Genomic DNA, 26,151 nt, shown 5'->3' on the forward strand with positions numbered 1-26,151 from the left:
GGCGAGGCAGCAAGAGCCCGCCGTGCCCAGCGCTTCCCTTCTATACATAAAAAAGCGCGCCGATTTCATCGGCGCTCCTTATTACTGTTCTCTCCGGTTGTGCTTTCTATACTTTAGTATATCAATAGTTAACGTTAACGTCAACGTTTGATGGAAGACGGTCAAAATCTAAGTCAAAGTCTAAGTCAGCTGCAAAGAAGCTCCTTGAGCCGGTCCGTCAGCTTTTACGCGCGGAGCTCTTTTCGTCCTCCCATATACGGCTGCAGAGCGTCCGGGATCCGCACGCTTCCATCCTCCTGCTGATGAATCTCCAAGAGAGGAATCAGGATGCGCGGGCTTGCCACTGCCGTATTGTTCAGGGTGTGGCAGAAGTGCAGCTTGCCGTCGGCCCCGCGGTACTGGATACGCGAACGGCGGGCCTGGAAGTCGTGCAGGTTCGACGCCGAGTGGGTTTCCCCGTACGCCCCGCGATTCGGCATCCACGTTTCGATGTCGTACTGCTTGTAGGTTTTCTGCGCCATATCTCCCGCACACACCGCCATGACCCGGTACGGCAGCTCCAGAAGCTGCAGGATTTCCTCCGCATGGCCCGTGATCTCCTGCAAGAGCCTCTCCGACAGCGCGGGATCGGCTTCGCACAAGACCACCTGCTCCACCTTGGCAAACTGGTGGACCCGGTAAAGCCCGTGAACGTCCCGGCCGGCCGAGCCTACCTCCCGGCGGAAGCAGGCCGACACCGCCGCGAGCCGGATAGGCTCCCGCAGGTCCACGACCTCGTCCGCGTAATAGCTGACGAGCGGCACCTCCGAGGTGCCCGCCAGCCATTTGTCTTCCTCCGCCAGCCGATAGGTCTGCTCCTCCCCAAGCGGAAAATAGCCGGTATTCCGCATCGCCTCCGTGCGAACCATGACGGGCACTTCCAGAAGGGTAAAACCTTTGGCCGCCAGCCGGTCTACCGCCAGCTGCTGGACGGCTCGGTGAAGCAGGACGCCTGCCCCTTTCAAATAATAGCTGCGGCTTCCGCCTGTCTTGACCCCTCTGGCCAAATCCAGAAGGCCGAGCCGTTCCCCGAGCGTGACATGGTCCGCCTCTTCAAAGGGAAACGCCGGCGGTTCCCCGACCCGCCGGAGCTCCACGTTGTCCTCGTCCGATTCCCCGTCCGGGGTATCGGGGGAGACCACGTTCGGCACCAGGGCCATCAGTTGCCCGAACCTCCGCTCGGCGTCCTGCAGCTTCGGCTGCAGGACGTTCAGCTTATCCTGGATAAGGCCGACCCGGCCCTTGGCCTCCTCCGCCTTATCATCTCCTGCCTGGCCTTTGACCTCCTCCGCCAGGCTCTCGGCTTCTTCCGCCCGGCCTTCTACTCGGCCCGCCAGCAGACGGCCGATTTCCCGGGACAGCCGGTTTCTTTCCTGCCGCAGCCCTTCCGTCTCCTGCTGCAGAAGGCGTTTGACCCGGTCCGCCTCCAGCAGGTCCTCCACCTTCAGCCGGATATTTTTCCGGTCAGCCGCCTCCTGTACCTTTTCCCGGTTATCCCGGATCCACTTGATGTCCAGCATCCGCATCCGCTCCTTTTCTAAAAAACACAAAAAGCGCCCTCATCCTTATGGGACGAGGAGCGCTTCTGTACTCGCGGTGCCACCCAACTTGACCGGACGCGAGGTCCGATCCACTTTGGTTCCGCGGTAACGGGCGGTGCCGGATGACTTAGGGGGAGTCCGGGACGGATCCGGAACGAATCCGAGTCGGATCCCCTTGACGAAAACGCCTCCGAGTTGGATTCTCATCATTGGCCTGATTCCGCTATGCAATTTCCAGTAGTATAGCGGGAACAGCCGGAAATGGCAAGCCCAGAGAGATTTTACCCGCTGAGAGGGCGTCGGTTTTAGAACGGGTAGACCTTAAACCTTCCATTGTCGGAGGAGAATTTCAAGATATTCCCGTCTGCTGGGATTCCTTCGAAGTAGGCACCTATGCAACCGGTCGTACACCTATGCCCGGATAACATGATCGTGGCGCCGCTTCCCTTAAACTTGGCTTGGAGTTGATGCATAAACTCAAAGACTCGCTTCATGAAATTTTGAATATCCTCCACCCCCTTATAAAGCCTCGGGTTCGGAATGACGCCTGCCATCGTCACTTCACTTCTTTTCCGGTTATCGGCTTCCCCTAAGTCAAATACGTCCAGCCTCTCGTCGATGATAACAGCCGCCCCTGTTGCCAGTTCGGCGGTTTGAACAGCCCGTTCTTGCGGGGAGGAGTACACGTAGTCAAAGCGGATATGGGTTAATTCGTTTTTTAAGGCTTCCGCTTGCTCCCTGCCCTGCCGATTTAAAGGCAAGCCTTTTCGTCCCTGAAGTCTTCCTTCTTTGTTCAAATCCGTCTGCCCATGCCTTACGACATAAATCATAAAGTCCGCCTCCCACTCCTATCAATCCAATCTAACAAATAATACCATATAATGGTGTTTGGATACGGGAATACAGCATGGGTTTGTAGTACATCGATTCGTTATTAGTTCATTGTCTTACAGCTTTTGGGCAATGTCTTCGATCCCTAATCCTTAATATGGTAAAATATGTAATACATTAATCAAAGAATGGAGCAGCCTTGTTGATGAGTGAACAAATGATTGGTTGGGTGAAGGGGGGACTCGGGCTTGTGTCAGCTTCCGTCTCTTTAGCCTTACTGGGACTATGGGTTCGAAGACACCGTTCCGCTTACGGATGGTTAGCGGCCCACCTGCTCTTCGTCACTTGGGCCTTGATTGGAGTACTTGAGGTAGCGGAGGCGCGAAGAAACCCTTTCGCCCCAACTTGGGGCCAGGGAATGGAGCAAGCCGTGCGGATGTCCCTAGCGCTGGACCGGTCCTTGAAGCTGATCTGGTCCGGCCTCTTCTTGACGGCGGGCATGGTCTGCCTCGTGGTCGGACTCGTCCTCCTCCGCAAAACATCCAGGAGCTGCCGATCGAGACGCCGGGCCGGTGGGACGCCGTCTAGCCCGATCTGACGGCGCTCGAGAAAATAATCAGCGGCAGGCTGCCGGGCAGGGCCCTGCCGCCATGGAGGAAGGCGGGACGCGAGAGGCTTGGGCGGGTCGAGACGTATGCCAGGCTTGGGCGGGCTGCTGTGGAGAAAGTGAGACGCAAGAGGAGTGAGGAAGCTTAGGCTGGGTCCTCACGCCGGTCTTCCGCGCCATTCCTCTGCGGGAAGACAACGATAGAGGAACTACGGTTCGCTAATGGCCCCTTTTCCCGGCAGAAGCCGAACTTAGCGGAACGAAAATCCTCTATTTAGACGGCCAATCAGCAAAAAGAGGCCGTTTCGGGTCATTTCCGCCGAAATAGAGCCTCTGTGTTCCTCTATTTTCTCTGGCTTCCTCCCATTTGGCGGAATAAGGAACTTCCGTTCCGCTATTCGCATAGCACGGGTAACCGGAAGCAAGGTAACTGCTGATCCCTTGTCGGCGGCATTCAGAAGCAGCAGCCAGCAGAGATACCGCTTCTCGGTAAGCAAGGCGGGCAAGGGGGAGCTGGCTGCCGGATCAAATCGGATCGGCGAAGCCTTTGAAACACTAACTCACGAGCCGCAGGCCGCCGACAAGGCCGCCCGCCTGCAGCCAATGCAGCTCCGCTCCTGTCCCCGCCTCCGCCAACCCGCCCTCCGCCCGCAGCTTCTCGCTCACGAGCCACAAGCCGCTGCCAACGCCTCCAGCAGCCGACGCAGCTCGGCTTCCGTCGCGTCATCCGTCAGCCCGCCTTCGGCGCTAAGCTTCTTGTTCACGAGCGGGATCGTCAGGCTCCCGCCGTCCACCCGCTTCGCCGTCATCATGCCGAGCGTCAGAAGCAGCGAGTCATGCGCCGTCCGGGCCCCGATAGCCAAAGGCGAAGCGCTGATGGTGCAGGTCGGCTTCTCGTAGAACTCGCCGGACGAAACGACCCAGTCCATCGCATTCTTCAGCATGCCGGGAACGCCGTTCGCATATTCCGGGGTACAGACGAGCACCCCGTCGGCCGCCTGCAGCCGTTCCCGGAACCGCCGGACCGCCGCCGGGGGATCATCCCCGTCGAGGTCCGGATTGAAGTGCGGCAGGTCGCCGAGCCCCTCGTAGAGCTCCACGCTCATTCCCGCCGGAGCGAGCTCCGCGGCGATCTTCAGCAGCCGGGTGTTGGCGGAGGCTGCGCGCAGACTGCCGGACAAGGCCAGCACGTGGATCCGGGGAGTTGTCATCGTCCCGCCTCCCCTGCCGCCATGGCCTTGTAATCGAGCTCCACCGCGGGAACGTCCCGCCGGATCCGGTCCTTGATCTCCTCCAGCCACCTGACGATCCCGGGCGTCCGGTCGGCCGGATCGATTTTTTTGTTAAGGACCAGGTACAGGGTCACATCCCGGAGCTTCAGGAAATAAGGGATTTCCCGCAGCCACTCGGCCGGCAAGTCGTAAGCACTTCGGTAGCCCGCCCAGAACGACCGGAAAAAGTCCTCCGCATAAGCCCCCCGGTCTCCCTTGTACATTTCGGGCAGCTTGCCCGCCGATACGGCATAATAAAGCGGGATGGCCAGATCATGGGCGAACCAATTGTAGGCGGAGTCATCAAAATCGAAGACGGTCAGCCGGCCGTCCTCCACCAAAAAATTGCCCGAATGGATGTCCGTGTGAATGAGGCCGTACGCCTCCGGGCCCCGGGGCAGCCCCTTCAGATGAGTCACGATTTCCTCCAGCCGCTGCAGAACGTACTCGTCTCTGGGCAGCACCAGTTTTTCCGGCTCCTGCAGGAGCTCGTCTTCCGCCCACGAAGGCCTCGGCGTCAATCCCTCCGGAACCACATAGCTCCGGGTAGCCGCATGCATCCGGCCGGTCAGCATCCCCCACGCGGCGTACATCTCTTCGTTCCAATCGGCCGTGTTAGCCGGGTCCGCCGCATGCCCTTGGGCTTTGGCAAAGACACATGCCGTGAAATAACTGTCCCCGACCGTCACCCGTTCCGTCCGTCTCCCCTCCAGCGAGGAGTAATACTTTGGAATACTAAGCCCTGCCTCCACCAAGTGACGGATCCAATCCAGCTCCGCCAGAAGCTCCTCCTCCGAGCGGTGGGAGCTGTGAGTCAGCCGGAGAATACGCGGCTCCCCCTCTGCTTCACCTTCCACTTCCCCTTCGTACACGTAGTTTTCAAAATCCCCCAGCTTCTTCAGACCGCCCGCCTTCAGGCCGAACCGTGACGCCGCTTCCTCCAAGACGGCTTCTCCGAACAGCCTCTCCACCGATTGTTCCATTCGCATCTTCTCTCCTTCTCGTCTACTTACGTTTTTACCCAACTATCCAAATCCGCCCCAAGAGACCCGCCGCCTTCCTGCAGCCTGCCGGTTCAAGCCTGCCGGTCCTTGCCTGCGATCCGAACCACCGGTTCCCTTTCGGGCCGGTGAAGCAGCCGTCTTACCTGGAAGAAGAACACGAGCAGGGACACCACAACTGAGCCTGCGGCAACCGCAAAAAGCTCCGGGTACCCCGTCCGCTGTGAAATCCAGCCAAGGCCGATCGCTCCCAAGCCGATGCCCAAATCGAACGCCGTGAAAAAGGAAGCGTTGGCCACGCCTTTGCGGTCCGGCGGCGCGAGGCGCAAGGTCGCGGCCTGCAGAGCCGGCTGGGCCGAGCCGAAGCCGATGCCGTACAGCACGGCCGAAACGACGACTCCCGTAAGACCCGTCGAGAAGGCCAGCACGAGCAGGGCCCCCGCCGTCACGAGCAGGGAGGGCAGCAGGATGAACGCTTCCCCGAGGCGGTCCGACAGCTTTCCGGCCACCGGCCGGATCAGTGTCAGCGCGATGGCGTAGACGAGGAAGAACGTTCCGGCATTGACCCGGATGGATTCGGCGAAAAGCGGAAGGAAGGTCGTGATTCCGCCGTACGCGATAGCCAGGAAGAAGACGGCGACGGATACAGAGAGAACGGATGGCTCGAACAGCTGCATTTTTCCGCGCTCCGCCCGGCGTTCGAACGGAATCCGGGTGGCGTACGCCAGCGCCAGGGCGATCGCGGACAGGACCACGGCGAAGTAGAAAAGCACGCGGAACGAATGCTCCCCGATGAGCCAGATGCCGAGCAGCGGCCCTATCGCCATCGCGACCGTCATGGCAAGCCCGTACCACCCCATCCCTTCCCCGCGGCGGGCAGGCGGAATGATATCGGTAATCGCCGTGCCGACGGCCGTGGTCGACAGGGCCCAGCTGAACCCATGCAGGACGCGCAGGGCGGCCAGAAAGAAGAGCCCTGCGGCCCACTCGTACAGAAGCATCGAAACGGCAAAGCCAACGAGCCCCCACAGAATAAAAGGACGCCGCCCGTACCGGTCCAGCAGGCCGCCCACCACGGGACGAAAGACAACCGCCGTCAAGGTGAACAGCCCGATCAAGAGGCCCACCTGGGATTCATTCCCGCCAAGCTGCTTGATGTAAATCGGCAGAGTCGGGACAAGCAGATAAAACCCGGTAAACAGAAACAGCATGCCGCTGGTCATAAGTACAAAAGGCTTGGTCCATAAACGTTCCATCTTTTTACCCTCCATCCAGAGATTGGCCGGTTTACTTTCGTCTCATTATACCCCCGCTTTGACGGGGAAGCCAACGGAATGGCCGGACTGCCGATGCTCACTCTGTCGAAATCTTGCTCTCCTGTTCCGGTTTCCTTATCTCCGCCCCCTCACCCGTCTATAATGAAGACCAGGGCCCTCTGCTCCTAAAAAGACCTTCATCCATTTCCAAAACGGCTGAAGCCAGCCGCTGCCATAAGGAGGATTTTACCATGACACAACCCACCGCCATCCCCATCTACTGGTCGGCTTTCTCTCCCCGCTTGTTCGGGAAGCGCCCCCTGTACGTGGCCGCTACCGAGAAGGGGATCTGCCGGATTACCTGGCCGGACGAAACGTTCGAAGCCCTTCAAGACTGGGTTACTGGCAAAATGCCCGGAGCCCGGCTGGAGGAAGCTCCGGAAGAGCTTCGCAGCCGCCTCCTCCCCATCGAGGAATATCTCGAAGGCAGCCGGAGGGAGCTGCCAGTTCCGCTTGACCTTCGCGGCACTCCGTTCCAGCTGGCCGTTTGGGAAGCCCTGCGGCAAATTCCTTACGGGGAAACCCGCAGCTACTCGGACATTGCCGCGGCGGTGGGCCGTCCCGCGGCGGTCCGGGCCGTCGGCACCGCCAACGGGGCGAACCCCGTGCCACTCCTCGTCCCCTGTCACCGGGTGATCGGCAAAAGCGGCTCCCTCACAGGCTTCCGGGGCGGTCTTCAGGCCAAAGAGCTGCTGCTCGGATTGGAGGGAGTACATGACTACAAACGGACCGGACATGCCCGTTATTCCTTCTGAGGAAGGAAAATCTCTTTCGGTTTCCATGCCGGAGGAGTTCAGCTGGGACGAAACGCTCCACTATTTGACCCGCTCTCCGGCCGAGTGCCTTCATCAGGTGGAGGGGCGGACCGTCTACAAGCTGCTGGAATTCCAGGGAGAACCCGGGCTGGTGCGGCTGCAGGAGCAAGGGCAAGGAGCCCTGGAGCTGACCTTCGGCGAAGGGGCTCCCCGTCCGTCCTGGCCGTTATCCCAGGCGGTCTCCTACATCCGGGAGTGGCTCGACGGAGATACCGACCTTCGGCCCTTCTACCGGATGGCGGAGAACGACGGGCTTCTCGGGCCGCTGACCCGCCGCTACCGGGGCCTGCGGATCATCGGAGCGCCGGACCTGTTCGAGGCGCTCTGCTGGGCGGTAACCGGCCAGCAGATTAACCTGCCGTTCGCGTACATGCTCAAGCGGCGGCTCGTGGAAAGCTTCGGCCGCAGCCTGGAGGCCGGCGGCAGGCGGCACTGGCTTTTTCCGCAGCCGGAGGAGCTCGCGGATGTTCCCGCCGAAGCGCTGAAGGCGCTCCAGTTTACCGGACGGAAGGCCGAGTATTTGCTGGGAATCGCCCGGCTGATGGCAGACGGGGAGCTGTCCAAGGAAGGCCTGCTCGCCCTAGGCTTCGCGGAAGCGGAGCGACGCCTGCTGGCCATCCGCGGCATCGGCGCCTGGACCGCGCACTACGCCATGATGCGCTGCTTCCGCCATCCCGCCGCCTTCCCCATCGGGGACGCCGGGCTTCACAACGCCCTCAAGCAGCAGCTGGGCCTGGACCGCAAGCCGACGGAGGAGGAAATCCGCCGGATCTTCTCCCCGTGGAGCGGCTGGGAGGCCTATGCGGTCTTCTACTTGTGGAGAAGCCTGACCTAAGCCCGCCTGAAAGCAAAAAACCATCCCGGACGTCACTAACTGACGTTAAGGATGGTTTTTTTCAGGTTGATGATGTTCATTCATCCCATTGTCGAAGAAGGTCTCCTCCCCTATTCGAAAGGGAAAGGATTGGGTAAAAGGATTCAAAACCCGCGTCGACATTCAAATAACGGGCAAGCACGGCCAAGGGGGAGTGGACAGATGGAACAGACACGTTTGCCTCGCAGCACACCGGAGAAGCAAGGCTTGTCCTCGTGGGCCATATCCCACTTCCTGGAAGAATTGGAGAGAGCCCGGGTCGAGCTCCACACTTTTCTGCTAGTCCGCCATGGCCGCGTCGTCGCCGAAGGCGCCTGGGCCCCCTACTCCCTGGAGGAGCGGCGCATGCTCTATTCCGTCAGCAAAAGCTTCACCGCCACCGCCATCGGTCTGGCGGCCGCCGAAGGAAAGCTCCGGCTCCGGGATTCGGTTGCTTCCTTCTTTCCGGATAAGCTTCCGGCGGTGCCCTCCCCCCACCTGCTGGCCATGAAGGTAAAGGACCTTCTCACCATGAGCTCCGGTCATAGCGAAGACACGACCCGGTGGCTGTACGGGCGGGAGGATGGCGACTGGGTGAAGGGCTTCCTGCACGCCCCGGCCGACTATGCTCCGGGAACTCATTTTGTCTACAATAACGGGGCCTCTTACGTTCTTTCGGCCCTTGTAACTAAAGTGGCGGGCGTCTCCCTGCTGGAGTACCTGCTGCCGAGGCTGTTCACGCCCCTTGGCATAACGGACCCCTCCTGGGAGGCGAACCCGGAGGGCATTTCCGCGGGAGGGTGGGGCTTGTGCCTGCCGGTCGAAGACCTGGCCAAGTTCGGGCTGCTCTACCTTCAGAACGGCATCTGGAACGGGACCTCGCTGCTGCCGCCGGATTGGGTCGCCGAGGCGTCGGCCCGCCAGATCGCGAACGGGGATGATCCCCGCAGCGATTGGAACCAGGGCTACGGCTACCAGTTCTGGCGCTGCCGCCATGGAGCTTACCGGGCATCGGGCGCCTTCGGCCAGATCTGCCTCATTCTGCCGGAGCAGGAAGCCGTGCTGGCTGTAACGGGAGGGACCGCTCAGGAGAAGACCATCCTGAATGCCGTCTGGACCCATCTGCTGCCCGCCCTGTCGAGCCGTCCCCTTCCCTCTGATCCGGAAGGGCAGGTGCGCCTGCGGGAGCGGCTGATGCTGCTCGCGCACCGTCCTCCTGATGGAAGCCTCCGTTCTCCTATCGCTTCCTCCCTCTCCGAAGTCCTTTACCAGCTTGACGACAACCGGCTCGGCATCCGCACCCTCGTCCTGCATTTCGACGAAGAAGGAAGGCTGCTCGTCGATCTGGAGAACCAGTTCGGGGAGCATCGGCTGGCCTTCGGGATGGGCGAATGGGCCTGCGGCACGACCGAATTTCTTCACGGCCACTCCTCGCCCGTGTGCGCAGCGGCTGCCTGGAGAGAGGAGCGGACCTTGGAGCTCGCCATCCGCTTTACCGAGACTCCCTTCTGCGAAACGTTGGTTTGCCGCTTCGCCCCTAAGGAAGTGTCGGTCACCCTTTCCCGGAATGTCGGCTATCATGCCAAGGAAGAGACCTTCCGGGGAAGAAAGCAGGAAACCGCAGGGAATGCCCCCCCGGCCGGCCTTCCACCATTGTAACCAGCTTTCACCGCACCAAAAATAACCCGATCCGGTTAACCCGAATCCGGCTTTTTCTATTCGACAGCCAAGGTCCCGTCCGTCTCCAGCTCCACGCGGATCGCTTCTTTCGGGAAGCCTCTGCTCAGCATCGTATCGATGGCCTCGGTCAGCTCCGCTTTGAATCCGGCATCCAGCTCCACCAGTACGTTAACCAAAAAGACCCCGGCTCCCTTGCCAAGGGAACCCGGGTCTCGCTTTATCGTTCGATTATATAAGGAATCATGACGCACTCAGCTTCTTAGCTGGAGCGCTGAAAGGCGGCGGGCATTACGCTTTAGCTGCCGCTGCGGGAAGCCAGCAATTCGTGCTCGTTCTGGTGAAGCTCCTTAACCATATTCCTCAGAAAATGGCTTTCCTGGTGATCGAGCCCCTGCTGGTTGTCTTTCACAATCAGACTGCCAATCGTTCTTTTTAGAATCTCGCTCCGTCGTCCCAACATTTCCGTTTTAGTCAAAATTCTTTTCCCTCCTGAGCAGCTGTTTAAGTCGTCACCCTGTGTGAAACTTCTTGTAAAGCTTGTTGTAACAGGGCACTTCTTAAGTATAGCGGAACGGGAGAAACCAATAAAATGCGCTGAGGACGGAGAATGCGGACTCCTTTCGAAGAGAACGGAGAGAGGACGGCGGAGCGGGGGGCGTTCGAAGATTTCCTGCCCTTTCCTCCCGGATGGGGCGGGATACGACAAATAAGGCGGTTAGTCCCTCTCCACCAGCTCCCTCTTCAGGTAACCTTCGAGCGTATTGGTGATGTCGAAGACGGTATGGGCCAAATCGTAATTCTCGTAAGCATGCTCACAGTCGGCTTGGCATTCCATCTCCTGCTCGTAGCGGCTCATATGCGCCTGAATGGCGTCCTCGGGGATTCCCTTCGCCCGCTGTCTCTCTTCCACGACGGAGCGGTCCGCATAGATAAAGAAACGGACGACACGGTCCCCGTAAAGCTTCTTCAGAATGGAAGCGCCTTCACAATTCAGAATCAAATAAAGGCAGCCGCTTGTGCGAAAGCAGTTCGCCACATCCTCTTCCCGGATGCCGTAGCGGCTTGCTCCGAGCCGGATGCTCTCGAGGAACTCGCCGTTCCTTTCCATCCGGTCGTACTGTTCTTCCGTAATGAAGTGGTAATCCTGCCCGTCGGCTTCCGCGGGGCGCGGGGCCCGGGTCGTATGGGACAGTACCTTGACCATATGAAAGGTTTGGCCTACGGCATCCGCCACCGCTTTGCGTCCCGATCCGTCGGGACCGGTGAACACGATAATATACTCCCGGTCTTTCAGCTCGTACATGAACCAGCCTCCTTCTCGAAAGAATTATCTGAATTATAACGAAATTCCGACAATTCCGTCAATTAAACTTTTCGCAGGTTAGCTTGGTCGACCTGTTTTTATAAGGAGCCTGGCCGGAATATTAATGCCAGCCCCAGAAAAATCCGTCCCGCTCCCAAGCCGCATGTCCGCCGTGAAGCTTCTTGAAAATCTTCTTAACCTCTTTGTCTATGGACCGGTTCCCGTTCTCATTCACATAAATGAAACGCTCCCCGAAATGAGCCGCTATGTAGTTGACCGCCTCGCTCTGGTACAGAATACCCGCCGCTTTCAATTTCTCCAACATCCACCGGGCGACCTGCTCCGCCGTCGTTTCCATAACACCGCCTCCTTCTCTTCTTCCCGTCTTGTCATTGTACCAAAGAGAGGCTCCCCCGTCTCCCTTGCCCGGCTTTGCCGCCTTACCAGGTTCAACCTACGGGGATTCCGGGTAAACTAAAAACGTATGCGGCCGGCTGCCCGATAACGCGGCCGAGCTGACAACGGTTTATCCGGTAACTCTAACGGATAAGGCGCTAGGAGGAGGAAGCTTGTGAGGATCCGGCTCGGGTTCGTATCCATTGCTTTGGCCATCTATAACAATACCCCGAGCTCCACTTTTACGTATAAGCGGTTTGCGCAGCTTCCCCGCGAGGAAGCCATAGCCCATGCGGTTAGGATTGGGAGGGGCAATCTGGAGGCCACCCGGCGCATTCTTTACTATAACGCCGCTCACGGCATCCGGTTCTACCGGATGTCCTCGTCCCTCATTCCGCTCGCCACCCATCCCGATGTGATGCTGGATGCCGGCGCCCTGTACCGGGACGAGCTGGCGGAGCTCGGGGCATTCGCCCGCGCTCACGGCATCCGGCTTTCCATGCATCCCAACCAGTTTACGCTCCTGAACGGCAAAGATTCCGTTGTCCAAGCCGCTATTCACGATTTGAATTATCATGCGGCGATTCTGGACGGGATGGGGATGGATGAGAACGGCATCATCAATATTCATGTAGGCGGAATGTACGGGGACAAAGCCTCGGCCGTCGAGCGCCTGTACCGCAACTTCCCTGCCGTTCCGGAAGCCGTCAAGAAACGGCTTACGTTCGAGAACGACGACAAGACGTATACCGCCGAGGAAACGCTGGCGGTGTGCGAGCGGCTCGGGCAGCCGCTCGTGCTGGATCTGCACCATGACTGGTGCAACCCTTCGGCTGTGCCGGCCGCCGACCTCCTTCCCCGTATCCGGGCCACCTGGGGAGACCGGGCGATGAAGATTCACGTGTCGACCCCGAAGAACGACAAGGAGTTCCGCTCCCACGCCGATCATGTCGATCCCGAGCCGCTGCTTGCCTTTCTCCGCCGCTGCCGGGAGCATGACATGGAGCAGATCGACGTCATGCTGGAAGCCAAGCAGAAGGACCTCTCCCTGTTCCGGCTTGCGGAGGAGCTGGCGAAGGTGCGGGGGATCAAACGGACGGACGGCGGAGTGCTTCACTGGTGAGCCTTATTCCCAAGGGTAGGTGCTCACGAGATAATCAGCGAATTTCTTGCTCTCCTCCCGCCGGTGCTTCCGCATCTGGGCCCGCATCTCCGCCGTTTCGTAGAGCTTCTTCTCTTCCTCGGTTTCCGGAATGATCCGGGGAACGGGAACCGGTTTGTTGTCCTCATCCAGACCGACGAAGGTAAGGAACGAGGTGGCGGCAATCTTTCGTTCGCCGCTCCTCAGGTCTTCCCGGATCACCTTGACGAACACCTCCATGGAGCTTTTGCCCGTCCAGGTCACGAAGGACTCCAGCGAAACCGAATCCGTCGTGCGGATCGGCTGCAGGAAGTCCACCGAGTCGGTAGAAGCCGTCACCGCCGTCACCCGGCAGAGCTTGGACGCCGAGATGGAGGCAATATCGTCAATATGGGACATGAGCCTGCCGCCGAACAGCGTCTCATGGTTGTTGACATCCGTCGGGAAAACCCGGGAGGTTTTGAAACAACGAGTTTCTTTTGCATACTTCGTTTCCAAAGGAGCCACCGCTTTCTTCCAGGGTATGCTTGCGCTTCTTATGGTTTTCCCTGGTTCCCGGCGGCATATGCCTCGTTTATTCAGAATACGTTAATCGATCCTTAAGTTGGTTTTAAGAATTGGACGTTATACTGGAGGTACGAAGAGGGCAGGAAGCGAAACCTTCGGTCCGTTCAAACGTAAGAAACGTTAACCGCCCGCATGGCGGCTCGCGAACCATTACCTGTTGTACATACCTCTTGAAGGAGGATTTATCCCTTATGAATCCCAAACAAATTCTAATCATAAGCACCATGGCCTTCACCATTACCGTAGGCGGGACCCTGTGCTCCGACCGGACCAAAACGTCCGCCCCGGACAAGCCGGAAACCCAGCTCGCCAAAGCGTCCGCCGCCCCCTCCCTGCCTGACCGGAAGGACCTGACCGGTCTCCTCGGCATGACGGGAGAGGAACTCCGCGAGGAGCTTTACGGCGGCCGTTCGCTGGCCGATGTGGCCGAGGCCCGCCGCGTCGGCGTGCAGGAGGTGGTTGGCCTCCAGATGGCCGAGCTGACCGCGCAGCTGGAGGAGCGGTGCGCCGCGGGCAGCCTGACTCCCGCCCAGCTGGAGGCCTACAAGGCCGAGCTGCCGGAGCTTCTCGCGGCGAGCGCGCACACCCGTATGGAGGCGTAGCGCCTTCCGCGAACGGAAGCAGCGGCTACAAAGCTCGTACTCCAAGAGCTGAGCGAAGCCGGGCCGCTGCTAGCCCGTCCGTTTCCACGAATACTATGCTCCAGCTGTTAACCTATAGCCCCTGCACGGAATCCCCGGCAAGACCAAAAGCCCTTCCCGCTCCAATCGGAGTGAGAAGGGCTTTTTGGTTACAGAGGCAAAAGGGGGAGGGATGCCGGGCGGACGGAAGCCGTCAACGCTCCCATACGTCGGCATATTCCTTATGCCGGCGGAACTGGGCGTCGGCGTACGAGCAGGCGGGAACGACCTTGCGGTTCGTCTCCCGCGCATATTCGACCACCCGCCGGATCAGGTCCTCGGCCAGCTTCTGGCCCCGCTTCTCCGGCGCCACGAAAGTATGGTCGAGCACCAGCGTCTTATCGCCGGCCATCCGGAAGGTCACCTCCCCGACCACCTCGTCTCCTTCCTTTATGAGAAACGCATTGCCCTCCTGAATCATGTTCATGCCTGCCTCTCCCTTCTATCGGTGAAATGCTTTCTCCTATAGATTACCCGCTGATCCGCCCCTTGCTACATAGGCCTGCCATACGATCGGGCAGACCGGACTTGTCCGTCATGGCAATAGAAAAACCGCTCCCCCGGGCGGCACGCGGCCGGGGAAACGGTTGGCGGTGAATGAATGTGTCCGGATCGTGCAGGCCGGCTATTAGTAAGCCAGGGCAAACAATCCGTTGATGTGCGTCAGATAGCGGGCATTGCTCGCTTTCTTCATGAGGGAAGCGGGAAGGCCCTTCAACTCGATGCCCGTTTCGCCGATGGCGCCGATGCCGTCCTTGCGGCCCAGGCTCGCGAGAGTACCGGAGAACACCGGCTGGAAGGAGGCCATTTTGCCGCTGCGGAAATGAGCCGCGATGTTGGCGCCAACCAGCTCGCCCATCTGCCAGGCCAGCTGGGCCGTAGGCGGATAAGGGCGGCCTTCCGGACCGAAGACGACCGCGCAGTCGCCGGCCAGGAACACGTCCGGGTGGGAAACGGATTGCAGGAACTCGTTAACGGTAGCGCGGCCGCGGTTAACTTCCACGCCGCTGTTCGCCACGAGTGTGCTGCCTTGTACGCCGCCGGTCCAAACGACGGTGCCCGCTTCGATCGTGCGCCCGTCCTTCAGGCTGACCACAGCTCCGTTCACTTCCGTGATCGGCAGCCCAGTCAGGAACTGAACTCCGCGGCTCTCGAGGCTCGTGGTGGCCCGCTGGATCAAATCCGCCGAGAAGATCGGCAGAATGGTCGGCATGGCCTCTACGAGGTAAAGGGACACGTCGGCGAAGTCCACACCGTACTGGCGGCAGATGCCCGGCAGCTCGTCCGCCAGCTCCCCGACCAGCTCGACGCCCGTCAGGCCGCCGCCGCCGATCACGAAGGTTGCGTCGGCTTTGTTGCCGCTCACGCTGTATTCGCGGATGCGGTCCTTCACATGGGCGAAGATGCGGTTCGCATCGGCAACGGATTTCAGCGTGAGGCTGTTCTCCTGCAAGCCCGGGATGCCGAAGTAGTTCGTTTCGCTGCCGAGCGCCATCACGAGGGCATCGTAGCGGTAGAAGGTGCCGTCCTCGAGGGTAACCTTGCGTCCTTCCACGTCAATCGCTTGAACCGAGCCGACCTTCAGGTTAATCTCTTTATCCTTAAGCAGCTTCTCCAGAGGAAGAGCCACCGCCTTCTCAGCGACGTTGCCTGCCGCCAGACGGTGAAGCTCGGTGATGATCTGGTGGGAGCCTACCCGGTTGATCACGGTAATCGTCGCTTCCTGCGGCGAAAGGTTGGCACGGGCGGACAGCGCGCTCAGCAGGCCGCCGTAGCCGGCGCCCAGAATCAGAATTTGCTTACTCATGGTGGTCCTCCCCCCGTTTTCTCTCGCTTAGGATGTCCAGATAGGATTGGCCAAAGCGCAGCATTTTCTGCAACTCGGGATCCTTCAAGAGGCGCAGCATGCCGAACAGGCCGATCGTTTCGTCGCTCTTCTCGGCCCGGTCGTTGGCTTCGATCGCGGCGGAGGCCAGGTGCTTGACCTTCTCTTCAATCGGCTTGGCTACTTCCATAAAGCCTCCGACCATATCTTGGATCAGGACGCGGTCCGAAGCTACCTTCTGGGCCAGGTCATAGGTTTTGGTCATGAGGGTCATCATCTCGGCCAGCTTCGGCAGCTGATCCACGAGAACCGTCAGCGCTTCTTGAACCTCCGGCTTCAGCAGCTGTTCCAGAACATCCGGTCTAGCGGCGGCAGGCTCGGTTGCGGCTACGGCTTCCGTTTCCTTTTCTTTCGTTTCCAACATGTCAACGCTCCTCCTCAATCAACTCGTGATGTGCAGCGAATGGGGTCCTATCCGTGTCGCAAGGCCGTTTTTCCATCTAGTGAATCCATTCACATATAGTGGCAAGTGAAAAACTTCACATCTTACAAGAAGAAGCTTTCACATGATCAGCGGTGAACACGATCGCTACTCCTTCCATTGTATACCTAAACGTTAAACTTTTCATTCTTTTCCGCAAAAAAATCACCATCTTTTTTTGGCAGCTTCGCTCTCTGCTTTACGCAAGGGGAACCTGCCCAAAAAAAGCCCGTCCGTATCGGGACAGGCTTAGCGTATGCCATTTGACGCGGTTTCATTCGGGGCGGTACGGGGTCTATTCGGCGCTCGCAGAGCCGGTCAATCCGGCAAATTGCCGGAACGCGTCCCCGCTTCATAGGAAGGCCGCACCCCGTCGTACATGAGATGAAGGATCATGCCGGTGGCCGCGTGATAGAGGTTGTGGCAGTGATCCATCCACATGCCCGGATTATCGGCGACGAACCCGACCTCGTACGTATCCCCCGGGGCCACATTTAAAGTATCGGTTATCCAGGGAGTCGCGACCCGCTTCCCGTTGTGCTTCAGCACGGTCATATGGTGGCCGTGGAGATGCATGGGATGCTCCGCCAGGCTGCGGTTCACGAAGGTCATCTTCACCTTCTCCCCTTCTTTGACGACGAAGGTCGGCGTATCGGGAAGCACCCGGCCGTTAATCGTCCACAGGAAATGAAACACCCCGTTATAAAAGCCCATCCGGTTGCCGAAGATCATCCGGAACTCGCGGTCAAACTTTGCGGTCTTTGTCGTCACTCCGTTCTCCGCCGCAAGCCCGTAACTGCCGGGATCGAAGCTTCCGGAGGGCGGCTGAAATACGGGAGCCGGGGCATCGTTGTCCGGCGAGAGCACCAGCACCGGCCCCTCTGGGTCGTCCGCCGCCCCCGCCTTCAAATAAACCGGGCCTCCCGGCATCCGGAAAGTAAGATCGTACCGTCCTCCCGAGCCGATCTGAAACGACGTGTTCTCCGGCAGGAGGGCGGCTTGCCGGATCGGCGTCCCGTCTATCGCCGTCACGGCATAGAGCGTTCCCTGAAGCAGATAAGCCGCAGAAAGGTTATCCGTGTTGATTATCCGCAGCCGGACCGTTCGCCCGGAAGGGATTGGAAGCGTCCGCGTCCCATCCTCCAGCCCAAAAGCGGTCCGATACCCCCGGTCCGTCTTCCACCGGTGAAGGACAATCGTTTCTTCCACGTCATACGGGGAGGGCTCCTCGGCCGGTTCGACGATCAGCCTGCCGAACAGCCCTTTCTCCACCTGCTCGGAGGACTGCTGGTGAGAGTGAAACCAGTAGGTTCCGGTCTGCTTCGCCCGGAATTTATAGCGGAACGATTCGCCGGGCTTGACGGCGTTCTGGGTCATGCCCGGAATGCCGTCCATTGCATTGGGCACATCATAACCGTGCCAGTGGATGGAAACGCCCGCCTCCACATCCCGGTTGGCCAATACCACCTCGACCATTTGCCCTTCCTTCACCCGAAGCTCGGGCACCGCTTCCCCGTTATAGGTCCACGCCTCGACCTTGGCCCCCGAAGCAAGAGTAAGCTCGGTCCGCTGGGCCGTCAGCTCGAAGCGGACATCCGCCGGAGCGGAGATGTCCCCCGTGAGCTCGGCGACTTCCACCCCGGCGCCGCTATGCGCGGCTCCGTGCCCAGCATGCTCTCCCCTGGCGGCCAACTGCGTCGGAGGACCTCCCCCTTCGTCCAGCCCGTCATGATTCATCATGTCGTACGCTTCCGGAAGCTTGGACGCCGAGCCTCCCGCGACCACATAGACGACGAAGACGGCCATCACGACGGCCGCCCCTGCAACCACAAAACCGGTATGCTTAAGAAGTCTTTGCCACGCCTTCCTCCTTCCGCGTCCCGCGAGAACCAGACGGTGCCTGCGGCGGGCCATGATTAGCGGGATCCCGGCCAGAAGACACGCCAGGCCCTGGCTCAGGATGATCTCCGTCAAGCCGGGAAGGACCGGCTGGGCAAAAAGCTGGCGGACCAGATGGAGGCCCGACCCGGCCGCACCGGCGAGCAGCGGCACCGTTAACCAGGGATCCGCCAGCACATCCGACCGGACAATCTCCTCTTCCGGCATCCGTCTCAGCCGGGCCAGCCGGGGCATCGTCAGCAGCCCGACGCCAAGCTGGACGGCGAGAAGAAGCGGAAGGACCGTTAAGGCCATGCCCTCCACCGCCCACCAGCTGCCGCGGATTCCGATCCCGATATAGGCGGCATCGGTCAGCAGGCCGGCGGCCAGGGCGAGCCCCGCCAACAGAAGCAGAAAAGACGAGGCTCTCCGCACCGACTTGGCGCTTCTAAGATAGGGAAGCCAGGCGGCGGTAATTCCGGAAATCAACCCAAGGATCGTTCCGGCCAGAGCGAGAAGCAGAATGAAGCGGTAAAGATTATCTTCCATGTTCGTTTCCCCCATGTGAACCTTAATGAGACCTAGTGTAACAGGGGAATGTTGCGAACCTGTGATGAACCTCTGCCAGCTTTGTGGAGGGCTAACAAGCCCCCTGGCCTATATAAAAAGGCATCTCTAGAACCCATCCCCCCAAAGGGTCCAGGTTCTAGAGATGCCGTTTATTGCTCGTTTTCGCTCTATTTTAGATGAGCTTATGCGCGTACCACTTCTTCCCCCGGAACCGCCACAGGAACAGCAGGCCCCTCACTCCCCACTCTCCGTTCATCGCCGCCCATACCCCGATAATGCCGAAGCCGAGTACGATGCCTAGTACGTACCCGAGCACAATGCGGAAGAGCCACATCGTGAGCATCGACGTAAGCGAGGTGAAGCGGGAATCGCCTGCGGCCCGAAGCCCCGAAGGCAGGATAAAGCTGATCGCCCAGAGCGGAATTTGCGCCAGGGCATTGATTAGAATAACCCAATACAGGTCGTGGAGAATTTCCGCCGGCGGGTGAAACAGGCTGACCAGCGGATGAAACAGCGGCATAAGGATCGCCAGCATGATAACGAATGAGAACGACCCGAGCCAAAGAAAAACCCGGATGAATTTGCGCGCGTCCTCGACGTTGCGTCCTCCCATACACTGCCCCACAACCGTTACGATGGTCAAGGACAGGGCGCCCGCCGGGATCTGGTACAGCATGGCAATGGTGTTGCTGATGGCATTCGTCGCAATGGCATAGGTGCCGAGGCTGACGATGAAGACCTGGGTTAGGATTTTGCCCCCGTGGAAGAACATCTGCTCCGCCGCAAATGGAAGCCCGATGTACAGAATCCGCTTGAGCATCGACCAAGACACATGGAAGAGCTCCTGAAGGCGCAGATGCAGGGTTACCTCCATCCGCAGCACATAGACAAGGGCGCAGAGCGCCGCCGTGTAGCGGGCCAGGTTAACGGCGATGGTCATGCCGAGCACCCCCATGTCGAGCAGGTAGAGGAACACGACGTTCAGCAGGACGTAGATGACGTTCATGATGAGCGACAGGGCAAGCGACACCCTCGTGCGACCGACACCCCGCATGACCCCGCTCACCGCTTGAACGATGCCGATGCCGAGATACGACAGCCCGCTGCCGGTGAGGTATATTTTGGCGTTGGCCCTCACCTCTTCGTCCGCCGACCCGAACAGCAGATTCAAGGCCGGATGCTGCAGAACGATCAAGAGCAGCCCGACCGCGAGGGCCAGCAGGGAGACCGACGCCACGGCGGCCGAAGCGGCTTTTGACACCATCGGCAGGTCTCCGCTTCCTTTGTACTGCGCCACAATGACGGTCCCGCCGGTGGCCACCGCCACAAAGACATTGATCAGAAAAATATTCAGCGAATCCACCGTGCTCACGGCGCTGATCGCCGCCACTCCCGAGGAGCTGATCATGGCGGTATTCACCAGATTAAGACCCACGATAAAGGCCTGGTCAATCAGAATCGGAAGAAACAGGGCGAGAATCTGCCGGTAATCCATCGATTCTCCCGATAAATGCTTCTCCAGCCAGCTGCGTCCCCTTCGTCTTAACCCTAGCTGCTTCACTCTTCATCACATTCTTTGCATAAAATAGGAAAAAACTCTTCAGGCGAAGAGCTTTCAAAAAAGTCGATTCGGCTGTCTCCCCTGTTTGGAGCTTGTCCGGCCTTCTGCCCTTCGTCCGGCAGAGGGTTTCTTAGCAGGGGAACCTTTACCTGCTGTAGAGTAGCACCGGAGGAGTATTCTGTCAACCATAACGGCCCCTTGGGTCCTCAATTTCTCGGGGCCCACAGCATAACCGAAACACCGGCCAGGCATAGAGCGGCTCCCAGCCAGTCGTACCGGAAAGGATCAATTCGTGATTTCTACTCCCACCACATCGTCCATGCCGGAAAGGAGGTGGTACAAGTCGGTGATCCCTACTTTGGGATGGACCTTCGTTCTCAATTCCAGCATATAGAAGGAGTCCTGTTTGGAATCCTTGATGCGTGTTTGAGACAATTGGATTTCACTGGCCTCCATGGTTTTCATGATCTCGGTTACGTTCGCACTCCGGCGGACGGTTAGTTTGATGACATGTTCTTTTCGGAGCCCTCTAAGCGGTTTGCCCAGCAGAAAAGGAACAAGTTCCACGCTGATAATCAGCAGGGCGGCCGTTACGGCCGCTGCCGCATAGAAGCCGCTGCCCACCGCAATGCCAATGCCCGCCGCCCCCCAGATCATGGCAGCCGTCGTCAGGCCCGAAATGCGGTCATTCCCTCTTCTAAGGATAGCTCCCGCTCCCAGAAAGCCGATTCCCGAAACCACTTGAGCGGGAAGCCGGAGCGGGTCCATTTGGATGATGATGTCATGGCTTTTGGGGTAAGTATAAGCCGCTCGTATGGATATGATCGTTAACAAACAGCTGATGACCGCAATAACCGGACTGGTTTTCAGCCCGAGCGGCTTGCTCTTCAATTCCCTTTCGAGCCCGATTACCAACCCAAGCACAGCCGAAAGGCCCAGCTTCACCAAAAGTTCTATATCCATGCTCCGATAGTCCCTTCTGTTTGCACAAGATCGTTAGTGGCTTTAGTCTTTGCTTCTTCTGCCGTAAACAAAATATAAAGTAAGGGCCGACATAATCATCAGGATGACCGAGTAGACCAGGGTAAGGGCTTTGGTGTCCGCCACCGCTTCGGCGTCCGTACTGTTTTTGATCACAATGCCAAGCGGCTGGTATAGCGGATGATACAGGAACACCGTCAAGTCGTAATCGGCCAGAATCCCGTTAAAGTTCAAGGCTAAGATCGCCAAGGTAGACGGCAGGATAATGGGCAGCACCACCCTCCGGAAGGTGTAGAAGGCTTTGGCGCCCAGATTTTTGGCCGCGTCCTCCAGGTTGTTGTCCAGGGCGAAGAAGGAAGCCTTCACCATCCGAAGGGTAAACGGAATGTGGACGATGACATAAGCCAGGAACAACATCCATACGGAGCCGACCAGCACGTTATTGCCGATAATCAGCCTCGGGGTGCCGAAGGTGACGATCAAACCGATGGCTATCAGGGTAGAAGGCAGCATCCACGGAATCAGCAGGGAATATTCCAACAGATTGGTCCAGACGTTCCTGTATTTGTGCAGAATCCGGGAAGCCATTAGAGCCAAGGCCACAACGGTAAGAGAGGCCCCCGCCGCATAGCATACGCTGACCAAGTAGGGCTTAAACGCCGACAGGCTCGAGAAGACGTGAATGTAATTGGCCAAGGTCAATTTGCTGAAGGAGATCGTGGCGTTGGCAATGCTTTGGGCATCCGTAAAGGAAAAAACAAGAATAAGGACAACCGGGATGATATAAATCAGAAACAAGAAATAGGCGGCCGCATGAGTAAGCATATTGGCCAGCGGATGCTGGATTTGTTGTTTAACCATCTCGGACTTAACTTTCGATACCGACATGAAATTCCCTTTGCGTTCAAAACGGATCATGACGGACAGCAGGACGATGGTTGCCAAGCCGAGAACAAGCGCCAGCAGAGCGGCCAAATCTTTGGAATAGGTGCTATTGGAGAAAGCAAGAATCATGGGCGTAATGGTTTGGAATTCCGTTCCCCCTAAGATCAGGGGCGCCGAGGTTGCCGCTAATCCGGTCAGAAAGAGAAGGATCGTTAAAGCATAAATCGTCGGCTTCAGAACGGGAAGGACGACGCGCCTCAGAATATAGAAAGTAGACGCACCCATGTTTCTTGCTGCTTCTATCGTTTGGAAATCCACCTTGCGCATAGCATTGCTTAGAAATAGAACGTGGTTGGACGTACAGGCGAAGGTCATTACGAAGAGAACCGCCCAGTAGCCGTGAAACCACCCCGTCGGGAAGGAGGGGAAGACATACGCCAGGACCTTCGTCATTAGTCCGGTGTCCCCGTAGATCAATTTATAGCCGGAAACCAAGACGACACCACTGTAGATCAAGGTGGTAAAATAACCAAGCCGGAGGATTTTCGCGCCCTTGATATCGAAATATTCGACGACCAGCACGAGGAAGATTCCGACGATGTTCACGGTAAAGATCAGGGAAACCGCCAAAATAAAGCTGTTGTACAAGCTCTTCATCGCCCGGGCGGAGGATAACAGTTTGTGAACAGGCTCCAGCGAGAAACTCCCTTTGCTGAAGAATATTTGGTAATAAATGTTAAGATTCGGATAAATCAAGAAGGCGATTACAAACCATGCTAGGGCAAGATAGAAGATCAAAGAAGGCAAAGGAACCGAGGTCAGTCCTTTTTTTAAAGTCCGCGTGTTCAACTGGTGTTCCCCCTAATATTGCAAAATATCCCTGGTGTCGATATAGATATCCAATTCGTCCCCCGTTTGATACAGATCGTGTCCCCGTTCGGTCTCCACGGTTTTCAGAATTCCGCCTGGAACGGCAATCGAATACTTGGTGTAGATTCCGTAAAATTCCTGTTCCACTATTTTTCCTCTCAGCTGGACGGCATGGGGCTCGGCCGCAATCGGAACCAGGCTGATTTTCTCGTTGCGGATGTACGATTTCTTGCTTGGGTCAATCAAATTCGTTAAAGCGCTGTTCGCCACAACAATCTCCGGCCGGATAAAGTTAATATCGCCTATGAAGTTGCAGACAAACTCCGTTTGGGACTCGTTGTAAATTTCCCGGGGCGTGCCGACCTGCTCCACGGTTCCCTTGTTGAATACCGCGATCCGGTCCGAGAGGGTCAAGGCTTCTTCCTGGTCATGCGTCACATACACCGTCGTGATCCCAAACTTCTTCTGAAGATCCTTCAGCTCGTTGCGCAATTGAACCCTCAGCTTGGCATCCAGGTTGGACAACGGCTCATCCAAGGCAAGGATGCTCGGCTTCAGCACCAGAGCCCTCGCAATGGCTACACGCTGCTGCTGCCCTCCCGATAGCTCGGACACTTTCTTGACCAGCTGTTCCTCGCTTAAATCGACTTTCCTGGCGATCTCCTTTACCTGGGCATCCACTTCGGCTTTGGAGAATTTTTTGACCCGCATGCCAAAAGCAATATTCTCGTAAACGTTTAAGGTTGGAAAGAGCGCATAGCTTTGAAAGACCATGCTGATTTCCCGCTTCTCAATCGGCACGTGAGAGATGTCCCGGTCGTTTAGCAGGATTTGCCCGCTGTCTGGCTTAATAAAGCCGACCAGGCTGCGGAGAATGGTCGTTTTCCCGCATCCCGAGGGACCGAGAAAGGTGAAGAACTCCCCCTCCTTGATGTGGAGATTGAGGTTCTTGATGGCATGGAAGTCACCGAATTTGATTTGAATGTCTTGGAATGTGATCATGGTTACCTCTGTCATGTAAATTTATTTTTACAGGCTGCAAGCATGGACATTCCCGCGTGCAGCCTGTTTGACAATGTTACCTTATTTCATAATCTCCAGCTGAATCTTTTCCGCCCATTTCCCCAGATTCTCGGAAACAAATCCCCAGTCAAAGGCGATCGGCTTGATGGAAGCGTAAAGGTCTTTCACGTCTTTGTTGGCTTTATCGGAAGCCTTCTGGTTCGCTGGCATGGCATTGAATTGAGCGGCAAACTGCCCCTGCACGTCGGCCGAGCCGATCCAGTCGATAAACTTCTTAGCCGTCTCCATCTTCTTCGTCCCGTTCGCGATGGCGGCCTGTTCCACAATCATCGGAACTCCGGTACCGGGACTTACAAGGCCCGCCTTAACCCCGTACTGCTTTTCTTTGGCTTGAAGCGTACCGGAAACAACGGCTCCGATCGGCGTTTTGCCATTGACCATATTCTGGTAGAAGTCTTCTCCCTTTACCGCGGGAACGCCATTGTTATACAGCTTCTTGATTTCATCCCAGCCCTGCTTGGAAATCCCGTACTCGCCTTTGTCGTCTTTGTATTTGGTCAAGATGCTGGCCACGACCAGCTGCGGCGTAATTTGATCCAGCTGGGTAGGAGCCTCGTATTTCCCTTTGAACTGCGGATTCGTATACAAATCGGCCCAATCCTTCGGTGCCGTCTCGGCTGTGAACGACTTGGGGTTATACCCGATCAGAATGGCCTGCTTGACCAGGCTGTGGTAATAGCCTTCCGGATCGTTCAAGCCCTTTTCGATTTCGGGTGCCCAGGCTGGAACATATTTGGCCAGAACCTTTTCTTTCTTTAAACTTTCGAACAGCATATTATTCAGGCCGTAAATGACGTCCGCCACCGGATTATTCTTCTCAGCGATTAAGCGGCTGGTTAAATTAGCCCCGCCCGCTCCGACGATTTCGATTTCAAAGCCGGCTTCCTTCGCCTTCTGGACCAGCCAATCCCCCCGGCCGTCCGAGTTGGAGTTCGTGTACACAATCAGCTTTTCATTCTTGCCTGCGGATGCCGGGGCCGATGCGGCCGGCGTACCGGACGGGGCGGTCGTTCCCGCCGTTTCCTTGGTATTACCTCCACCGCAAGCCGTTACAGCCAAACACATCATCGACAACAAAGAGACGCCTGCCATTTTTCTGACCATTCTTTTTGACACTCCTTTAGGGTATGGGATTCTATTTTAGAGGTGGACAACCATTCCGTCATAGGCCACTACGACCCCGGCGGGTTTAAAAATGTCTACAAATTCCTCATGGAGAAGCTTGGAATTATGGCTGAAGTGCGTAACGAAGATCTGTCCTTCTTCTTTCAGGATATTCTCTTTCCGAAACTCCCGCTGGGCTTCCAGCACGGTCTCAATGCACATATGATTGCGGTCGTGGGATTTGCCCGTGTAGCCGTGCGTGCAGTCGAGAATGGCCCCGTCCAGGTTTTTTCCCTTCAGCCAGGCCCATGTCGCTTCCGGGAACCAGCCCGAATCATGCCCGTAGAGCAGCTTTTTGCCGCCTCTTTCGATGACATACACCAGGCACGTTTCCATCCGGTCATGATCGGCCCATAACGGGGTAACCCGGGCATCGCCCACCGTTATCGTCTCGAAGGGGCGGAGCAGATGAAAAGCATACCGTTCTCCCTCAAACCGGCCGATGGCGACGCGCGTATGGTACATCACGGCATCATTGCCGTAGATATGCAGCGGATGCTCCAGGTTATGGGCAATACCCTTTCGGCGGCATTCCAAATCATAGGCATTGTAGTGATCGGAGTGCGTGTGGGTGACCAGCAGGTGCTCAATCGCCCCCAGATCAATGTTGTCGCGAAGCGCTTGCATGTAAGAATCCGGCGAGTAGTCGAATTTGATGACATCGTCAATGATCGCCGAGCTTCGGGTTCGGATGTTTTTCCCTCCGAGCTCACGTGCTTTCAAGCAGTACTCACAGTGGCAGAAGGCATTGGGAAAGCCCTCCGCAGCCGCTGTTCCGAGAAAATGAAGTTTCATAGGACTCCTTCCGCCCG

The 26,151-nt window shown here is 57.8% G+C and carries 27 protein-coding genes; 6 read left to right on the plus strand and 21 right to left on the minus strand.

Annotated elements, in window-relative coordinates; all coding sequences use genetic code 11:
- Window positions 1–224: 224 nt before the first annotated feature.
- Both serS and MJA45_RS25640 read right to left on the minus strand, forming a co-directional pair.
- The gene (gene serS, locus MJA45_RS25635; RefSeq protein WP_315604734.1) at window positions 225–1,559 is read right to left on the minus strand and encodes a serine--tRNA ligase; all 1,335 of its coding nucleotides are present in this window, start codon (window positions 1,557–1,559) and stop codon (window positions 225–227) included.
- Between the two features lie 326 nt (window positions 1,560–1,885).
- Window positions 1,886–2,410, minus strand: coding sequence for a histidine phosphatase family protein (locus tag MJA45_RS25640; RefSeq protein ID WP_315604735.1), 525 nt, complete (start codon window positions 2,408–2,410; stop codon window positions 1,886–1,888).
- Window positions 2,411–2,616: 206 nt separating this feature from the next.
- Here MJA45_RS25640 and MJA45_RS25645 point away from each other — a divergent pair, with 206 nt between their 5' ends.
- A complete protein-coding gene (locus MJA45_RS25645) occupies window positions 2,617–3,009 on the plus strand; it encodes a hypothetical protein (RefSeq protein WP_315604736.1) in 393 nt (130 codons plus the stop codon).
- A gap of 671 nt (window positions 3,010–3,680) precedes the next feature.
- On the opposite strand, the gene MJA45_RS25650 is transcribed toward MJA45_RS25645, so the two are convergent.
- The 3 genes from MJA45_RS25650 to MJA45_RS25660 form a co-directional block, all read right to left on the minus strand.
- Window positions 3,681–4,229: an NADPH-dependent FMN reductase gene (locus MJA45_RS25650; RefSeq protein ID WP_315604737.1), complete on the minus strand. Its 549-nt coding sequence runs from the start codon at window positions 4,227–4,229 to the stop codon at window positions 3,681–3,683.
- Window positions 4,226–5,272 (minus strand): phosphotransferase enzyme family protein, encoded by a 1,047-nt coding sequence (locus tag MJA45_RS25655; RefSeq protein ID WP_315604738.1) that lies wholly within the window; start codon window positions 5,270–5,272, stop codon window positions 4,226–4,228. Before MJA45_RS25655 ends, MJA45_RS25650 begins: the two co-directional genes overlap by 4 nt.
- Window positions 5,273–5,364: 92 nt before the next feature.
- Window positions 5,365–6,546 carry an MFS transporter gene (locus MJA45_RS25660; RefSeq protein WP_315604739.1) on the minus strand — a complete coding sequence of 394 codons (1,182 nt, stop codon included), beginning with the start codon at window positions 6,544–6,546 and terminating at the stop codon, window positions 5,365–5,367.
- 251 nt (window positions 6,547–6,797) lie between these two features.
- On the opposite strand from MJA45_RS25660, the gene MJA45_RS25665 reads away from it, so the two are divergent.
- The 3 genes from MJA45_RS25665 to MJA45_RS25675 all read left to right on the plus strand — a co-directional run bounded on the left by MJA45_RS25665 (window position 6,798) and on the right by MJA45_RS25675 (window position 9,933).
- A complete protein-coding gene (locus tag MJA45_RS25665; protein WP_315604740.1) occupies window positions 6,798–7,361 on the plus strand; it encodes a methylated-DNA--[protein]-cysteine S-methyltransferase in 564 nt (187 codons plus the stop codon).
- Window positions 7,321–8,256, plus strand: a complete 936-nt coding sequence (locus MJA45_RS25670; protein ID WP_315604741.1) for a DNA-3-methyladenine glycosylase family protein — start codon at window positions 7,321–7,323, stop codon at window positions 8,254–8,256. The genes MJA45_RS25665 and MJA45_RS25670 overlap by 41 nt, the downstream gene beginning before the upstream one ends.
- Window positions 8,257–8,457: 201 nt before the next feature.
- Window positions 8,458–9,933 carry a serine hydrolase domain-containing protein gene (locus MJA45_RS25675; RefSeq protein WP_315604742.1) on the plus strand — a complete coding sequence of 492 codons (1,476 nt, stop codon included), beginning with the start codon at window positions 8,458–8,460 and terminating at the stop codon, window positions 9,931–9,933.
- A 56-nt stretch (window positions 9,934–9,989) separates the two neighbouring features.
- On the opposite strand, the gene MJA45_RS25680 is transcribed toward MJA45_RS25675, so the two are convergent.
- From MJA45_RS25680 to MJA45_RS25695, 4 genes are all read right to left on the minus strand, one after another.
- A complete protein-coding gene (locus tag MJA45_RS25680; protein ID WP_315604743.1) occupies window positions 9,990–10,130 on the minus strand; it encodes a hypothetical protein in 141 nt (46 codons plus the stop codon).
- A gap of 119 nt (window positions 10,131–10,249) precedes the next feature.
- Entirely contained in the window at window positions 10,250–10,429 is a 180-nt protein-coding gene (locus MJA45_RS25685) for a hypothetical protein (protein ID WP_315604744.1), read from the minus strand.
- A gap of 240 nt (window positions 10,430–10,669) precedes the next feature.
- Complete coding sequence (locus MJA45_RS25690; RefSeq protein ID WP_315604745.1) at window positions 10,670–11,257, minus strand: guanylate kinase; 588 nt, start codon at window positions 11,255–11,257, stop codon at window positions 10,670–10,672.
- 121 nt (window positions 11,258–11,378) lie between these two features.
- Window positions 11,379–11,615, minus strand: a complete 237-nt coding sequence (locus tag MJA45_RS25695; RefSeq protein WP_315604746.1) for a DUF6953 family protein — start codon at window positions 11,613–11,615, stop codon at window positions 11,379–11,381.
- A gap of 213 nt (window positions 11,616–11,828) precedes the next feature.
- Between MJA45_RS25695 and uvsE the strand changes: the two genes are divergently transcribed.
- Entirely contained in the window at window positions 11,829–12,776 is a 948-nt protein-coding gene (uvsE, locus tag MJA45_RS25700; protein WP_315604747.1) for a UV DNA damage repair endonuclease UvsE, read from the plus strand.
- Between the two features lie 3 nt (window positions 12,777–12,779).
- Here uvsE and MJA45_RS25705 read toward each other — a convergent pair whose 3' ends face one another.
- A complete protein-coding gene (locus MJA45_RS25705) occupies window positions 12,780–13,292 on the minus strand; it encodes an acyl-CoA thioesterase (protein ID WP_315604748.1) in 513 nt (170 codons plus the stop codon).
- A gap of 260 nt (window positions 13,293–13,552) precedes the next feature.
- On the opposite strand from MJA45_RS25705, the gene MJA45_RS25710 reads away from it, so the two are divergent.
- Window positions 13,553–13,963, plus strand: coding sequence for a hypothetical protein (locus MJA45_RS25710; RefSeq protein ID WP_315604749.1), 411 nt, complete (start codon window positions 13,553–13,555; stop codon window positions 13,961–13,963).
- A 232-nt stretch (window positions 13,964–14,195) separates the two neighbouring features.
- Here the strand turns inward: MJA45_RS25710 and MJA45_RS25715 are convergent, their stop codons facing one another.
- The 11 genes from MJA45_RS25715 to MJA45_RS25760 form a co-directional block, all read right to left on the minus strand.
- Window positions 14,196–14,468: a GNAT family N-acetyltransferase gene (locus MJA45_RS25715; protein ID WP_315604750.1), complete on the minus strand. Its 273-nt coding sequence runs from the start codon at window positions 14,466–14,468 to the stop codon at window positions 14,196–14,198.
- A 201-nt stretch (window positions 14,469–14,669) separates the two neighbouring features.
- Complete coding sequence (locus tag MJA45_RS25720) at window positions 14,670–15,848, minus strand: NAD(P)/FAD-dependent oxidoreductase (protein ID WP_315604751.1); 1,179 nt, start codon at window positions 15,846–15,848, stop codon at window positions 14,670–14,672.
- Window positions 15,841–16,290, minus strand: a complete 450-nt coding sequence (locus MJA45_RS25725) for a DUF1641 domain-containing protein (RefSeq protein ID WP_315604752.1) — start codon at window positions 16,288–16,290, stop codon at window positions 15,841–15,843. Before MJA45_RS25725 ends, MJA45_RS25720 begins: the two co-directional genes overlap by 8 nt.
- A 375-nt stretch (window positions 16,291–16,665) precedes the next feature.
- Window positions 16,666–18,774, minus strand: a complete 2,109-nt coding sequence (locus tag MJA45_RS25730; protein WP_315604753.1) for a multicopper oxidase family protein — start codon at window positions 18,772–18,774, stop codon at window positions 16,666–16,668.
- A gap of 193 nt (window positions 18,775–18,967) precedes the next feature.
- Window positions 18,968–20,356: an MATE family efflux transporter gene (locus tag MJA45_RS25735; RefSeq protein ID WP_315604754.1), complete on the minus strand. Its 1,389-nt coding sequence runs from the start codon at window positions 20,354–20,356 to the stop codon at window positions 18,968–18,970.
- Between the two features lie 206 nt (window positions 20,357–20,562).
- Window positions 20,563–20,646 carry a YnfA family protein gene (locus MJA45_RS28695; RefSeq protein WP_407083174.1) on the minus strand — a complete coding sequence of 28 codons (84 nt, stop codon included), beginning with the start codon at window positions 20,644–20,646 and terminating at the stop codon, window positions 20,563–20,565.
- Window positions 20,642–21,319: an MgtC/SapB family protein gene (locus tag MJA45_RS25740; RefSeq protein ID WP_315604755.1), complete on the minus strand. Its 678-nt coding sequence runs from the start codon at window positions 21,317–21,319 to the stop codon at window positions 20,642–20,644. The genes MJA45_RS28695 and MJA45_RS25740 overlap by 5 nt, the downstream gene beginning before the upstream one ends.
- 42 nt (window positions 21,320–21,361) lie before the next feature.
- A complete protein-coding gene (locus tag MJA45_RS25745) occupies window positions 21,362–22,879 on the minus strand; it encodes an ABC transporter permease (protein ID WP_315604756.1) in 1,518 nt (505 codons plus the stop codon).
- 204 nt (window positions 22,880–23,083) lie between these two features.
- Window positions 23,084–24,094: an ABC transporter ATP-binding protein gene (locus MJA45_RS25750; protein WP_315604757.1), complete on the minus strand. Its 1,011-nt coding sequence runs from the start codon at window positions 24,092–24,094 to the stop codon at window positions 23,084–23,086.
- A gap of 81 nt (window positions 24,095–24,175) precedes the next feature.
- A complete protein-coding gene (locus MJA45_RS25755) occupies window positions 24,176–25,279 on the minus strand; it encodes an extracellular solute-binding protein (RefSeq protein ID WP_315604758.1) in 1,104 nt (367 codons plus the stop codon).
- A gap of 36 nt (window positions 25,280–25,315) precedes the next feature.
- A complete protein-coding gene (locus MJA45_RS25760; RefSeq protein ID WP_315604759.1) occupies window positions 25,316–26,134 on the minus strand; it encodes an MBL fold metallo-hydrolase in 819 nt (272 codons plus the stop codon).
- Window positions 26,135–26,151: the final 17 nt, after the last annotated feature.

Source organism: Paenibacillus aurantius, assembly GCF_032268605.1.
Taxonomy (GTDB): Bacteria; Bacillota; Bacilli; order Paenibacillales; family NBRC-103111; genus Paenibacillus_AO; species Paenibacillus_AO aurantius.